This window comes from Paraburkholderia antibiotica, assembly GCF_012927125.1.
Classification (GTDB): Bacteria; Pseudomonadota; Gammaproteobacteria; order Burkholderiales; family Burkholderiaceae; genus Paraburkholderia; species Paraburkholderia antibiotica.
Genome location: NZ_JABBFZ010000003.1, coordinates 229,147 through 243,105, shown reverse-complemented (window position 1 = coordinate 243,105; position 13,959 = coordinate 229,147). Strand labels below are relative to the sequence as shown.

The following is a 13,959-nucleotide window of genomic DNA, read 5'->3' as shown; positions in this document are numbered from 1 at the left end:
CTGCCCGCTTGCGGCCGGCTGGAAGAATCGATGCCGCGAATCGATGCCGCGACATGCCGCGCTACACGAGCCCGACCACCAGCGGGCCCAGCAGCGTCAGCGCGACATTGGCAATCGCGTAAGTGATCGCGAACGGCACCGTCGGCACCGCGCTCTCGGCTTTGTCGAGTACACCGCCGAATGCCGGATTGGCGCTGCGCGAGCCCGACAGCGCGCCGGCCAGAATCGCCGCGTTGTTGTAGCGCAGCACGTAGCGGCCGAACAGCATCGTCAGCAGCAGCGGGAACAGCGTGACGAACACGCCGAGCAGGAAGATCGTCATGCCGCTCTGCTTGACCGTCACGACCGCCTGCAAGCCGGAGTTCAACCCGACCACCGCGACGAACGCGGCGAGCCCGAAGTCCTTCAGCAACTGCGAGGCGGCCGACGGCATCACGCCGTACATCGGATGCTTGCCGCGCATCCAGCCGAACACCAGACCCGACAGCAGACAGCCGCCGCCCGAGCCGAGCGTGAGCGGCACGCCGCCCACGTTGACGACGACGAGCCCGATCAGCAGCCCGACGACGAGGCCGACGCCCATGTAGATGAAGTCGGTCTTGTTGCTGTACGGCAGCTCGTAGCCGGCCGTTTCGACCGCGCGTTTGGTGTCTTTCGGCGAGCCGTAGAAGGTGATCACGTCGCCGTGCTGCAGCTCGGTTTCGGGCAGCACCGGCAGCGGCTGCCCGGCGCGCGCGATGCTCTGGATGTAGACGCCGTGCCGCATGTCGCGATCGATCATCTGACGCGCGGCGGCGATCGTCGTGTGATTCATGCCCTTGCGCGTGAACACGCCCTCGCGCGTTTGCATCACCACGCCGATGTCCTCGGCATCGCCGACCTCGTTGCCCTTCGCGCCGAACGCGACGACCGCGTCGCGGCGGCCGACCACGAGCACAACGTCATCCGGTTGCAGCACGAAGTCGGGTTTCGGATCGAGTTGCTGGCCGCCGCGCTTGATGCGCTCGATCGTCAGGCCTTCGCCGTGCAGCGACTCGACCGCCTGCACGCTCTTGCCGGCGCTGAAGTCGATCCGGTACGCGCGCCCGACCAGTTCCGGCAACGCCGCCAGTTGCCCCGGCCCGCGCGTCGGCGCACCCGACGACAGTTCGCGCTCCGCTTCGATCGACGCTTCGCGCAGGCCCTGCCCCATGAACTTCGGCAGGATGTTCACGCACACGATGATCGCGCCGAGCGAGCCGAACACATAGGTCACCGCATATGCGATCGCGACGTCCGATTGCAGCGACTTGACCTCGTCGGCGGGCAGACCGAGGCGCGCGATCGCGTCGCCCGCAGTACCGATGATCGCCGACTGCGTGAGCGCGCCGCCCGCGAGTCCGGCGGCGAGCCCCTTGTTCAGATGAAACAGCTTCGCGCACACCACCACGGTAATCAGCGCGCTGACCGCGAGAAACACGGCCATTGCAATTTCGCGCAGCGTCTTGCGGTTCAGCGAGTTGAAGAAGCCGGGCCCGGAGTCGTAGCCGACCGCGTAGATGAACACCGCGAACATGACCGACTTCACGCCGTTGTCGATCGTCACGCCCGCCTGGCTGATCACGACGGCAGCGAGCAGCGAACCGCCGACGCCACCCAGCTGAAACTTGCCGAAGTTGATCTGGCCGATGAAATAGCCGGCCGCAAGCGACAGGAACAACGCCATCTCGGGGGATTTGTGAAAGATGCTGTGTAGCCAGTCCATCATGCCCTCGCTGTTAGTTGGCATACCGGTTACTGGATGCGGCGCGCGCTCGTGACGCGGCCGCTTTATTCGTCGCGACGCGACACGACGCGGGTACGACAGCTCCGGCCAGGAAGGCGCCGGCTCGATCCGGATCGGGCTCCGGCTAGCCGAGCTTGCCGGCGAGCCCCACCACCACGGGCCCCATCAACGGCAACAGGATGTTCGACAGCGCGTAGGTGATCGTGTAGCCGATCACCGGCGTCGAGTTGCCGGTCACGCCGACGAGCGCACTGATCGCCGGCGTGCTGCATTGCTGACCCGCGATCGCGCCGAGCAGCATCGGCGCTTCGAGCTTCAGAAACGTGTGGCCGATCCACAGCGACAACAGGCCCGGCACCAGCACCATCAGGATGCCGGCGGCCGGTAACGCGAGGCCGTACTCGCGCACGAGCTTGATCGCGTCGGGTCCGGCGGACAGTCCAACCGCCGCGATGAAAGTGGCGAGCCCGAAGTCCTTCAGGATCTGCGCGGCGGCCGACGGCAGCGAGCCGACCAGCGGATGGCGCGAACGGATCCAGCCGAACAGCAGCCCCGACAACAGACAGCCGCCACCGGTGCCGAGCGCGAGCGTGACGCCGCCGATCGTGCCGCCGAGCCGCCCGATGACCATGCCGACCAGCACGCCAAGGCCGAGATAGACGAAGTCGGTTTTTTGCGTCGCGGGCAGCACATAGCCGAGCCGCTGCGCGCCGCGCTCGACGTCGGCTTTCGCGCCGACCAGCGTCAGCACGTCGCCGCGATTGAGTTCGGTGCCGGGCAGCGCGGGGATCGTCGATTCGAGCCGTGTCACCGCCGCGATATACACGCCGCGCGCGTTTTCCGGCTTCGCCTGCGCGCGCAGTTGCGCGACCGTCATGCCGTGCACATCGGGCCGCGTCAGCACGACGTCGAGCCGTTGTGCGAACACCTGGCCGAAGTCCGTACCGGCCACTTCCTCGCCGAGCGCGGCCGCCGCGTCGACCACCGCCGCGCGACGGCCGGCCACCAGCACCAGATCGCCGGCCGCGAGCCGCAGTTGCGGATCGATCGGCAACTCGGCGCCGTCACGCTCGATCCGCTCGACAGTCAGGTCGTAGCCGTGTTGCTCCTCGAGCGCGCGCACGCTGATGCCGTCGCCGGTGCTGATACGAAACGCGCGACCGACGAGCGCCGGCGCGGCCGCGCGTTGCCCCTCGCTGAACGCGCCCTCGCCGCCGAGCTTGCGCCACACGCGCTCGGCTTCGTCGCGCAGATTCACGCGCAGCAGCAACGGCGCGAACTGGCTCGTGAATAGCACGATCGTGATCAGGCCGAACAGGTAGCTGACGCTGTATGCGGTGACGATATTGGCCTGCAAGCGCAGCGTTTCGGTATCGCCGAGACCGAGCCTCGCGATCGCCTCGGAGGCGGTGCCGATCACCGCCGATTCGGTCGCGGCGCCCGCGAGCAGACCGGCCGCGGTGCCGACGTCGAGCCGCATCACGCTGACCGCGATCAGGATCAGCGCGAGCACCGACACGATTTCGACCAGCGACAGCACGCCGTAACGCCAGCCCCGCCCGATGTTCGCGAAGAACTGCGGACCGCCGGTGAAGCCGAGCGCGAAAATGAACAGCGCGAACGCGATGCTTTTCAGGTCCGGGGCAATGCGCGCGCCGCTTTGCCCGAGCACCAGTGCGACGATCAACGTGCCGCATACGCCGCCTGGCTGAATCGGGCCGATCCGAAAAGAGCCGATGAAATAGCCAATGGCAAGACACACAAAAAGCGCGATTTCCGGCTGCGACCTCAGCAATTCACCGATCATGTTGGCTCGCCGATTAACAGGTTGATAAGCAGAAAGCAGAACACCAACCGCTCGAAAACCGAATCAAACCGCCTGATACCAAATGATTCCGCGACGACACCGCGGGCATGACGCCGGCGCATCGCGCATTGCGTGGCCTACGTGGCCATTAGGGAAAAGCCGGGAGACGCTGCGATGGAAGAAGCACGACGCGACGCACGCGCCGCGCGGCATGGCAGGCACTGCAAAGACTTGCCGAAGGTCCGATGGTCACGCTTTCCTCGCAAAGTCGCTAATTTCGTGAAAAAGATATTCTGCTATTGGCCAATATCTTGCATGCACGACTTCGCGCGCTTTTGTTCGGAATACTTGCTAAGTGATATTGTAGTTCCGTGACGCTGTCAATATTATTTTCATAATCGAAAGCCGACTTCGCAAAACACGTCTAAAAACACGCTTTCTTCGGAGCCCGACATGCGCATCATCCTGTTCAGCAGCCGCCAATACGACAACGACACATTTACCGAAGCGAATACCGCACACGGTTATGAACTGCATTTCCAGGAATCCAATCTCGACAGCGAAACCGCGATTCTCGCGCACGGCTATGAAGTGGTCTGCCCATTCGTCAACGATCAGGTCGATGCCGCGACGCTGGAACGCCTGCATGCGGGCGGCACGCGCATGATCGCGCTGCGCTCGGCCGGCTTCAATCACGTCGATCTCGCGGCGGCCGAGCGCCTCGGCATGCTGGTCGCGCGCGTGCCGGCCTACTCGCCGTACGCGGTCGCCGAACATGCGGTCGGCCTGATCCTCGCGCTGAACCGGCGTCTGCCGCGCGCGGTCGCGCGTACCCGCGAGGGCGACTTCTCGCTGCATGGACTGCTCGGCTTCGATCTGCACGGCAAGACCGTCGGGGTGATCGGCACCGGCATTATCGGCCGCGTGTTCGCGCGCATCATGGCGGGTTTCGGCATGCACATACTCGCCTACGATCCCGGTACGCCGTCTGACGAACTGCTCGCGCTCGGTACGCGCTACGTGCCGCTCGATACGCTGCTCGCCGAAGCGGATGTCGTCAGTCTGCATTGCCCGCTGCTGCCCGATACCTATCATCTGATCGACGGCGCGGCGCTCGCGAAGATGAAGCGCGGCGCGATGCTGATCAACACCGGGCGCGGCGGCCTCGTCGAGGCAAACGCGCTGATCGGCGCGTTGAAGGACGGCCAGCTCGGCCACCTTGGGCTCGATGTGTACGAGGAAGAAGGCGGCATCTTCTTCGAGGACCACTCGAATCTGCCGCTGCAGGACGACGTGCTCGCGCGTCTGTTGATGTTCCCGAACGTGATCGTCACCGCGCACCAGGCGTTCTTCACGCGCGAGGCGATGACCGAGATCGCGCAGACCACGCTCGCGAACGTCGCGGCGTGGCAGGCGGGCACGCCGCGCAATGTTGTGCACGCGGTGGGGTAGTTGTCGTTCGCGATGCTACGGCTGCGCGCCGCCGTCGCCCAGTTGGGTCGCGCGAATCTCCGTGCGGGCATCGTCGGCGGCGCCGCACAGTTCGCGCAGCAGCGTCGCCTCGCGCTCGTGCACCTCGACCGGACACCAGCGCGCGCCCGCATCGGCCAGATAGCGCGCGCGATGCTGGCCGTTGCGAAACGCCACCACGCCCTCGCGCTCGATGCCGACCCAGCCGAGCAGTCCCGGTGCGCGACGCGTCGAGATCGTCACGTACGGCATCTGCGGAATGCGCGCGCTGTCGGGATCGAGAAACTCGCGAATGCCGCGGACCTTGCCCGCATGCCATTCGGCGACCGGCTTCAGCACGTAGTCGGTGTTGTCGCGATCCGCGCAGACGAGCAGCTTGCGCAGATCGACGAGCACGACCTGGTGACGCGTGCCGTCAGTAACGAACACGCGTTTGAGCCGCACGTGGTCGTACCATGAATGCTCGCGCAACGGCACGACCCAGACCGTTTCGGCGCAACCCGGCGCTGCGGCCGGCAATGAAGTAGGCAAAGACAGGGACAAAGGCAGGCTCGGCGAGCCGGCGAAAAATCGCCAGCGGGTAAAGAGTGCGCTAACGCTACGAGCCGGATGTGACGAAAACATGACGGGTCACCGGATTAATTACGCTGCATGAATGGGCTGCAACGTTGCCCGGATCAACAGCGAAGCATCTATTCACAACGCATATGACGATGATAGCCACCCAATATTTCAATGACCATGTGCGAATCGAGTCGAATGACGACAAAGGAGTTGCCACGATCGTGCTCGAGCGACCCGCGCGGCGTAACGCGGTGGACCGTCAGGTCGCCGATGCGTTGAGCGCCGCGTTCAGCCGCTTCGAGGCCGAACCCGCGTGGCGCGCGGCGGTGCTGTTCGGCGCGGGCGGCACCTTCTGCGCGGGCGCGGACCTCAGCGCGCTCGCCGACGACACCCGCCGCAACGAGCTGCACGCCGACGGCAGCGGCCCCGGCCCGATGGGCCCGACGCGTATGAGCTTCAGCAAGCCGGTGATCGCGGCGATCGCCGGTCATGCGGTCGCCGGCGGCCTGGAGCTGGCCGCGATGTGCGATCTGCGCGTCGTCGAGGACGATGCGGTGCTCGGCGTGTTCTGCCGGCGCGTCGGGATTCCGCTGATCGACGGCGGCACAATCCGGCTGCCGCGTTTGCTCGGGCTGTCGCGCGCGCTCGATCTGATCCTGACCGGCCGCGCGATCGATGCGCACGAAGCGCTCGCCTTCGGCCTCGCCAATCGCGTGGTGCCGAAAGGCGAAGCGCGCGCGGCGGCCGAGCAACTGGCCGCCGAACTCGCCGCGTTCCCGCAGGCGGCGCTGCTCGCCGACCGTCGTTCGGCGCTGGAAAACAGCCCGCTCGACGATCTCGCCGAAGCACTACGGCGCGAAGGCGCGGGCGGCTACGCGGCCGTGTTTGTCGAGGGCGCGGCGGGCGCGGCACGCTTTGCGTCCGGCGCGGGCCGGCATGGCGAAAGCTTCGATGAGAGGAAGGAAACACCACGCGGCGACGGAGATGTGGACACCTGAGGTACGGGCAAGCGATGGCGCGCAGCGCGCCCGACCCACGCCTCCGCCCCGCCGCTTTCCGCAAAAAACAACAGCTTCCGCGACGCCCAGCACGCGAGATTTGACTTAGGTAGAATCCCCTACTGTTTTCCCCGTATCCGGCGCAGGCGTTGTCGCTACCGCTTCAACGACGCCCGCTCGCCGCCCGGCGCGCCCCGCTCGCGCCGCATCACGCATCACACCCCATCGTCACCATGCCTTTGCCCCTGCTTGCCCTTGCCGTTGCCGCGTTTGGAATCGGTACCACCGAATTCGTCATAATGGGGCTGCTGCCCGACGTCGCGCGCGATCTGGCCGTGTCGATCCCGGCAGCCGGGATGCTGGTGTCCGCGTATGCGCTCGGCGTCACCATCGGCGCGCCGATCGTCGCGATCGCGGTCGCCAACCTGCCGCGCAAAAAGGCGCTGATGAGCCTGATCGGCGTGTTTATCGTCGGCAATCTGCTGTGCGCGATCGCGCCCAGCTACGCGGTGCTGATGGCCGCGCGCATCGTCACCGCGTTCTGTCATGGCGCGTTCTTCGGTATCGGCTCGGTGGTTGCGGCGGGCCTCGTCGCACCGAATCGTCGCGCGCAGGCAATCGCGTTGATGTTCACCGGCCTCACGCTCGCCAACGTGCTCGGCGTGCCGCTCGGCACCGCGCTCGGCCAGGCGGTCGGCTGGCGCGCGACTTTCTGGGCGGTAACCGGCATCGGCGTCGTGGCGGCGGCCGCGCTCGCGGTGTGCCTGCCCGCGAAGATCGAGATGCAGAAAGCAAGCCTCGTGCGCGAATTCAGCGTGCTGAAGAATCCGCAGGTGGTGATGGTGCTCGGCATCAGCGTGCTCGCATCGGCAAGCCTCTTTTCGACCTTCACCTACATCACGCCGATTCTCGAAGACGTGACCGGCTTCACGCCGCACGCGGTCACGCTGGTGCTGCTGCTGTTCGGCCTCGGCCTGACGGTCGGCAGCACGCTCGGCGGCAAGCTCGCGGACTGGCGGCTGATGCCGTCGCTGGTCGCGTTTCTGATGGCGATCGTCGTGATCCTGTGCGTATTCGCCGGCACCATGCACGCGCGCATTCCGGCGATGCTGACGGTGTTCGTGTGGGGCGTTCTTGCGTTCGCGATCGTGCCGCCGCTGCAGATGCTGATCGTCGATCGTGCGAGCCACGCGCCGAATCTGGCGTCGACGCTGAATCAAGGCGCGTTCAACCTCGGCAACGCGACCGGCGCCTGGCTCGGCGGGATGGCGATCGGCGCGGGCGCGCCGCTGACGACGCTGCCGTGGGTCGGCGTCGCGACCTCGCTCGGCGCGTTGCTGCTGACGTTGTGGTCGGTGTCGATGGAACGCCGCATGGCGATGGCGGGATAAGAGCGGGATAAGGGCTGGACGAAGTCCCCGGCGGGCTGCGCATACGTCCCGCCGGTAGTAGCATCCCCGCCGATGAAAGTCATCTTCACCCGCGATTTCCTCGCGCTGATCCTGAGCGTCGCCGTGGTCGGACTCGGCAGCGGCGCGACCCTGCCTCTCACTGCCCTCGCGCTCGCGCAAGCCGGCTACGGCACCGACGTGGTCGGTCTGCTGACCGCCGCGCAGGCGGGCGGCGGCCTCCTCATCGTGCCGCTCGCCGGCTGGGTCGCGACGCGCTGCGGCGGGCGCGAGGTGATCGTCGGTGCGGTGCTGGTGGTCGCGTGCGCGACCGCGCTGATGCAATTCACCGCGAACCTGTGGCTGTGGGCGTTGCTGCGCGTGCTGTGCGGCGCGGCGCTGATGCTGCTTTTCACGATCGGCGAAGCGTGGGTCAACCAGCTCGCCGACGACGCATCGCGCGGCCGCGTGATCGCGATCTACGCGACCAACTTCACGCTCTTCCAGATGTCGGGGCCGGTACTGGTGAGCCAGATCGCCGGCTTCACGCACGGACGCTTCCTGCTGTGCGGCGCGATCTTCCTGCTCGCGCTGCCGCTGCTCGCAACGATCCGCGGCGCGCCGCACGCATCCGGCGACGAACACGCCGAGCATGGCGGCTGGCGTCGCGTGCTGCCGCAAATGCCCGCGCTCGTGATTGGCACCGGCTTTTTCGCGCTGTTCGATACGATCGCGCTGTCGCTGCTGCCGCTCTTCGCGATGGCTCATGGCATCACGAGCGAAGTGGCGGTGCTGTTCGCGTCGGCGCTGCTGCTCGGCGATACGACGATGCAGTTTCCAATCGGCTGGCTCGCCGATCGACTCGGGCGCGAACGCGTGCATATCGGCTGCGCGATCGTGGTCGTCGCGTTGCTGCCGCTACTGCCGTGGGCCGTCGGCTCGCCGTGGCTGCGCTGGCCGCTGCTGTATGTGCTCGGCGCGGCGGCAGGCGCGATCTACACGCTGTCGCTCGTCGCCTGCGGCGAACGCTTTCGCGGCGTCGCGCTGGTGTCGGCGAGTTCGCTGATCGGCGCGTCGTGGAGCGCGGCGAGTTTCGGCGGTCCGCTCGTGGCCGGCGCGCTGATGAAGACGATCGGCAGCGATGCGGTGGTCGGCGTGCTGCTCGGCGCGGCCCTCGCGTTTCTGGCGGCGGTGTGGTGGGAAAGACGGCGACCGGCGCTAAACGCCGTCAATTGACGAATTGGCGCTAATTGCTGGCGGTGCGAGCCTGGCGCCCGGTGCTACTCTTGCTCCCACGTTGCGCGGCATTTCGTGAAACGGCCCTGTTTTTAACGTGCCGCCGCACGCATCGGGAGTTCGCGATGGTCACTCTGCGCGTATTGCGCCGTGCCTGCCTGCTGGGTGCGGCGGTCGTGGTAGCCGCGATCACGGCTGCGAACTGCGGCGGCGGAGGCAGTGGCGGCGGCAGCAGCGGCAACTCGGGCACAAGCACCGGGGCCGGCGCCGCATCGGGCGCGAGTGCCGCGAGTGGCACCGGTAGCACGGGCTCCAGCAGTGGTGGCACCTCGGGCAGCAGCTCAGGTAGCACATCAGGCAGCGGCTCGGGAACGTCGTCAGGCGGCACCTCGATGGCCGCCGCGCAAGACGTGCTCACCTATCACAACGACATCGCCCGCACCGGGCAGAACCTCGGCGAAACCACGCTGACACCCGCGAACGTGACCGCGTCGACGTTCGGCAAAGTCGGCTTTTTCGGCGTCGACGGCAAGGTCGACGCGCAGCCGCTATTCGTCGGCGCATTGGCGATCGCGGGCGGCACGCACAACGTGCTGTACGTGGCAACCGAACACGACAGCGTCTTCGCGTTCGATGCCGACAGCGGCGCGACGCTGTGGCAAACGCGCACGCTGAACGCCGGCGAAACGCCCAGCGACGATCTCGGCTGCGGCCAGATCGTGACGGAAATCGGCATCACGTCGACACCGGCGATCGACCGCACGCGCGGCGCGCACGGCACGCTCTACGTCGTCGCGATGTCGAAGGACGCAAGCGGCGGCTACCATCACCGCGTCCACGCGCTCGACCTCGCGACCGGCGCCGAACTGCTGAACGGCCCCACCGAAGTCGCCGCCTCCTACCCCGGCACCGGCGCGGGCAACACCAACGGCATCGTGCCGTTCACGCCGGCGCTGTACGCGGAGCGCGCGGGTCTGCTGCTGCTCGGCAACACCTTGTACACGACGTGGACCTCGCACTGCGACGCCGGCGGCTACACCGGCTGGATCATGGGCTACGGCGCCGACACGCTGCTGCAGACCACCGTGCTGAACGTGACGCCGAACGGCCTCGGCGGCGCGATCTGGATGAGCGGCGCGGGACCGGCATCGGACGGCGCGTCGATCTATCTGCTCGATGCCAACGGCACGTTCGACACGACGCTCACCGCGAACGGCTTTCCGAACCTCAACGACTTCGGCAACGCGTTCCTGAAGATCGCCACGACGGGAGGGCTGACGGTTGCCGACTACTTCGCGATGTCGAACGTCGTGGAGGAAGCCCGCGACGACATCGATCTCGGCTCCGGCGGCGCCCTCGTGCTGCCCGACCTCACCGACGCCAGCGGCACCGTGCAGCACCTGACGCTCGGCGCCGGCAAGGACAACATCATCTACGTGCTGAGCCGCGACTCGATGGGCAAATTCAACACATCGGGCGACAACGTCTATCAGGAAATTCCGGCGCAACTGGTCGGCGGCGAATTCGGCATGCCCGCGTATTTCAATGGACGCGTTTATTTCGGCTCGGTCGGCGATCATCTGAAGGCCTTCACCGTGACCAACGCGAAGCTGTCGGGCGCGCCTTCCGCGCAGAGCGCGATGACGTTCGCGTATCCGGGCACGACGCCGAGCGTGTCCGCGAACGGCGCCACCAACGGCATCGTATGGGCCGCCGAAAACGGTAGCGTCGCCGCGCTGCATGCGTTCGATCCGGTCACGCTCAACGAGCTGTACAACAGCAACCAGATGGGCACGCGCGATCAGTTCGGCGCGGGCAACAAGTTCATCACGCCGCTGATCGCGAACGGCAAGGTGTATGTCGGCACGACGAACGGGGTGGCGGTGTTCGGCTTGCTGAAGGGGTAGCGAAGCACCGCTGCGTGAGATCGTCAGGACGCAATGGTTCGACGTTGAGTACCACTGCGGCTTCATAAGCGACGAGGGCCGGCGTAATACGCCGGCCCTCGTTTTTTTAAGCCCTACTACATGCTAAGCCGCGCTCAGGATCGCGCCGGCAGAATCTCGCCCGCGCACGGGCCGAAGCCGACGCGATAGCCATCGCCCTGACACCAGCCCGCGAGCGTCAACTCATCGCCATCCTCGATAAACGCGCGCGTGCCGCCCTCTTTCAACTCCAGCGGCTTCTTGCCGTTCCACGTCAATTCGAGCAGGCTGCCGTACGAATCCTCGGTCGGCCCGCTGATCGTGCCCGAACCCATCAGGTCGCCGACCCGCGTGTTGCAGCCCGACACCGTGTGATGCGCGAGCTGCTGCGCCATCGTCCAGTACATGTATTTGAAGTTGGTCCGCGAGATGGTGCTCGCCTCGCGCGCGTGTTGCGGCCGCAGCGTCACTTCGAGATGAAGGTCGAACGCGTGCTGGCCGGCGTGGCGCAGATAGTCGAGCGGCTGCGGCTCCTGCGCCGGCTGCGCGACGCGGAACGGTTCGAGCGCGTCGAGCGTGACGACCCACGGCGAGATCGTCGTCGCGAACGTCTTCGCGTTGAACGGGCCGAGCGGCACGTATTCCCATTGCTGGATGTCGCGCGCGCTCCAGTCGTTCAGCAGCACCATGCCGAAGATGTGCGCTTCTGCGTCCTCGCACGCGATCGGCTCGCCCAGCGCATTGCCGCCGCCGATAATGAAACCCGTCTCCAGTTCGATATCGAGCTTGCGGCACGCGCCGAACACCGGACGCTCCTGATCCGGCAGCTTCAACTGACCATTCGGCCGACGCACCGGCGTGCCGCTCACCACCACCGACGACGCGCGTCCGTTGTAGCCGATCGGCATCTCCGACCAGTTCGGCAGCAGCGCATTCTTCGGATCGCGAAACATTGCGCCGACGTTGGTCGCGTGTTCCTTCGACGAATAGAAATCGGTGTAGCCCGGAATCTGTACCGGCAGATGCAGACGCGCGTCGGCCTGGCGCACCAGCACCTTCGCGCGCAGTTCGGTGTCGTCGCGCAAGGTGGCGGTGTCGCGCGCGAGCAGTTGGCTCAATTGGATACGCACGCCGCGCCAGGCGTCGCGGCCAAGCGCGATGAAATCGTTCAGCGCATCGCGCGCGAAGACGTTCTGCGCCGGTGCGCTCAGCAGACCCGCGGCCTGCAACGCGGCAAGGTCGACGATCTGATCGCCGATCGCGACGCCCACGCGCCGCGCGTCGTTGTGCCGGTCGCTGAAAATGCCGAACGGCAGATTCTGGATCGGGAAATCGCTCGCCGGGTCGTTGGCCGACTCGATCCAGCTCTTGCGCGACGGCTCGAGCGTCGCCTGAAGATCGTTCACTGCGTTCATGCCTGCTCCGGATTGAAGTGTTTCTTGAGGCCTTGCCAGCACTCGTAGTAATGCGCCTGCAATTGCGCGGTTTCGAGCGCGAAGCGGGTCGGCTTGATCAAGGTGCGGGTCTCGAACATGAAGGCCATCGTGTCGTCGACTTTCTTCGGCGTCGAGGTATCGATACTCGACGCTTTCTCGAACGTGTCGGCGTCCGGACCATGGCCGCTCATGCAGTTGTGCAGACTCGCGCCGCCCGGCACGAAGCCCTCGGCCTTCGCGTCGTACGCGCCGTGCACGAGGCCCATGAACTCGCTCGCGACGTTGCGATGGAACCAGGGCGGCCGGAACGTATCTTCGGCGGCGAGCCAGCGCGGCGGGAAGATCACGAAGTCGATCGTGTCGACGCCCGGCGTGTCGCTCGGCGATTGCAGCACGAGGAAAATCGACGGGTCCGGGTGGTCGTAGCTGATCGAGCCGATCGTGTTGAAGCGGCGCAGGTCGTATTTGTACGGCGCGTAGTTGCCGTGCCACGCGACCACATCCAGCGGCGAATGACCGATCTCCGCGCGCCACAGGTGACCGTTCATCTTCGCGATCAGTTCGAACGCGCCTTCGCGGTCTTCGTACGCGGCGTGCGGCGTGAGGAAGTCGCGCGGATTGGCGAGGCCGTTCGAGCCGATCGGCCCGAGATCCGGCAGACGCAGCAACGCGCCGAAGTTCTCGCAGATGTAGCCGCGCGCGCTGCCGTCCGGCAGGCTCACCGCGAAGCGCACGCCGCGCGGAATCACCGCGATCTCGAACGGCTCGACATCGAGGCGGCCCATTTCGGTCGCGATCTGCAGACGGCCTTGTTGCGGCACGATCAGCAGTTCGCCGTCGGCGCTGTAGAAGAAGCGCTCGTGCATCGAGCGGGTCGCCGCGTACAGATGGATCGCGCAGCCGTTCATCGCTTCGGCCGAGCCGTTGCCCGCCATCGTCACCCAGCCGTCGATGAAATCGGTCGGCACGGTCGGCATCGGCAGCGGATCCCAGCGCAGTTGATTCGGCGGCGTTGGCGGCACCTCGGCGAAGTTCGCGACGAGTCGTTCGGACGCCATCGGCGTGAACGCCTTGTGCACCGCCGCCGGACGAATCCGGTACAGCCACGAGCGGCGATTGTGGCCGCGCGGCGCGGTGAACGCGGTGCCCGAAATCTGTTCGGCGTACAAACCATAGGCCGCGCGCTGCGGCGAATTGCGACCGCTCGGCAACGCGCCCGGCAACGCTTCGGTCGCGAACTCGTTGGCGAAACCCGACTGATAGCCAGGCTCGATCTCAGGCCGCAAGCTTGCCGCGGCCGGCGTACGTGTTGAGGTGTCCATACAGGTTCTCCGGATGTTCCGTTGGATGTTCCGTTAATACGCAATCTT

The 13,959-nt window shown here is 66.4% G+C and carries 10 protein-coding genes; 5 read left to right on the top strand and 5 right to left on the bottom strand.

The genetic code is table 11. The features are described 5' to 3' along the window. Nucleotides 1–61 precede the first annotated feature (61 nt). Together aspT (HHL14_RS07975) and aspT (HHL14_RS07970) are read right to left on the bottom strand one after the other, a co-directional pair. Nucleotides 62–1,744, bottom strand: a complete 1,683-nt coding sequence (gene aspT, locus HHL14_RS07975; RefSeq protein ID WP_169497264.1) for an aspartate-alanine antiporter — start codon at nt 1,742–1,744, stop codon at nt 62–64. A gap of 145 nt (nt 1,745–1,889) precedes the next feature. Next, nucleotides 1,890–3,572 (bottom strand): aspartate-alanine antiporter, encoded by a 1,683-nt coding sequence (gene aspT / locus HHL14_RS07970; RefSeq protein ID WP_169497048.1) that lies wholly within the window; start codon nt 3,570–3,572, stop codon nt 1,890–1,892. A gap of 453 nt (nt 3,573–4,025) precedes the next feature. Here aspT (HHL14_RS07970) and HHL14_RS07965 point away from each other — a divergent pair, with 453 nt between their 5' ends. After that, nucleotides 4,026–5,024 (top strand): 2-hydroxyacid dehydrogenase, encoded by a 999-nt coding sequence (locus HHL14_RS07965; protein ID WP_169497047.1) that lies wholly within the window; start codon nt 4,026–4,028, stop codon nt 5,022–5,024. Between the two features lie 15 nt (nt 5,025–5,039). Here the strand turns inward: HHL14_RS07965 and HHL14_RS07960 are convergent, their stop codons facing one another. After that, entirely contained in the window at nt 5,040–5,666 is a 627-nt protein-coding gene (locus HHL14_RS07960; RefSeq protein ID WP_169497046.1) for a plasmid fertility inhibition factor family protein, read from the bottom strand. Between the two features lie 89 nt (nt 5,667–5,755). Here HHL14_RS07960 and HHL14_RS07955 point away from each other — a divergent pair, with 89 nt between their 5' ends. The 4 genes from HHL14_RS07955 (at nt 5,756) to HHL14_RS07940 (ending at nt 11,135) form a co-directional block, all read left to right on the top strand. Next, nucleotides 5,756–6,604: a crotonase/enoyl-CoA hydratase family protein gene (locus HHL14_RS07955; RefSeq protein ID WP_169497045.1), complete on the top strand. Its 849-nt coding sequence runs from the start codon at nt 5,756–5,758 to the stop codon at nt 6,602–6,604. Nucleotides 6,605–6,837: 233 nt separating this feature from the next. After that, nucleotides 6,838–7,995 (top strand): MFS transporter, encoded by a 1,158-nt coding sequence (locus HHL14_RS07950; RefSeq protein WP_169497044.1) that lies wholly within the window; start codon nt 6,838–6,840, stop codon nt 7,993–7,995. Nucleotides 7,996–8,067: 72 nt separating this feature from the next. Next, a complete protein-coding gene (locus HHL14_RS07945) occupies nt 8,068–9,228 on the top strand; it encodes an MFS transporter (protein WP_169497043.1) in 1,161 nt (386 codons plus the stop codon). A gap of 125 nt (nt 9,229–9,353) precedes the next feature. After that, entirely contained in the window at nt 9,354–11,135 is a 1,782-nt protein-coding gene (locus tag HHL14_RS07940) for a PQQ-binding-like beta-propeller repeat protein (protein WP_169497042.1), read from the top strand. 134 nt (nt 11,136–11,269) lie between these two features. Here the strand turns inward: HHL14_RS07940 and fahA are convergent, their stop codons facing one another. Both fahA and hmgA read right to left on the bottom strand, forming a co-directional pair. Beyond that, nucleotides 11,270–12,568, bottom strand: coding sequence for a fumarylacetoacetase (gene fahA / locus HHL14_RS07935; RefSeq protein WP_169497041.1), 1,299 nt, complete (start codon nt 12,566–12,568; stop codon nt 11,270–11,272). Next, entirely contained in the window at nt 12,565–13,911 is a 1,347-nt protein-coding gene (hmgA, locus tag HHL14_RS07930) for a homogentisate 1,2-dioxygenase (protein WP_169497040.1), read from the bottom strand. Before hmgA ends, fahA begins: the two co-directional genes overlap by 4 nt. Nucleotides 13,912–13,959: the final 48 nt, after the last annotated feature.

Coding starts and splice junctions, on each gene's coding strand:
- aspT (WP_169497264.1), bottom strand. CDS start 1,744: ATGGACTGGCTACACAGCATCTTTCACAAATCCCCCGAGATGGCGTTG.
- aspT (WP_169497048.1), bottom strand. CDS start 3,572: ATGATCGGTGAATTGCTGAGGTCGCAGCCGGAAATCGCGCTTTTTGTG.
- HHL14_RS07965 (WP_169497047.1), top strand. CDS start 4,026: ATGCGCATCATCCTGTTCAGCAGCCGCCAATACGACAACGACACATTT.
- HHL14_RS07960 (WP_169497046.1), bottom strand. CDS start 5,666: ATGTTTTCGTCACATCCGGCTCGTAGCGTTAGCGCACTCTTTACCCGC.
- HHL14_RS07955 (WP_169497045.1), top strand. CDS start 5,756: ATGATAGCCACCCAATATTTCAATGACCATGTGCGAATCGAGTCGAAT.
- HHL14_RS07950 (WP_169497044.1), top strand. CDS start 6,838: ATGCCTTTGCCCCTGCTTGCCCTTGCCGTTGCCGCGTTTGGAATCGGT.
- HHL14_RS07945 (WP_169497043.1), top strand. CDS start 8,068: ATGAAAGTCATCTTCACCCGCGATTTCCTCGCGCTGATCCTGAGCGTC.
- HHL14_RS07940 (WP_169497042.1), top strand. CDS start 9,354: ATGGTCACTCTGCGCGTATTGCGCCGTGCCTGCCTGCTGGGTGCGGCG.
- fahA (WP_169497041.1), bottom strand. CDS start 12,568: ATGAACGCAGTGAACGATCTTCAGGCGACGCTCGAGCCGTCGCGCAAG.
- hmgA (WP_169497040.1), bottom strand. CDS start 13,911: ATGGACACCTCAACACGTACGCCGGCCGCGGCAAGCTTGCGGCCTGAG.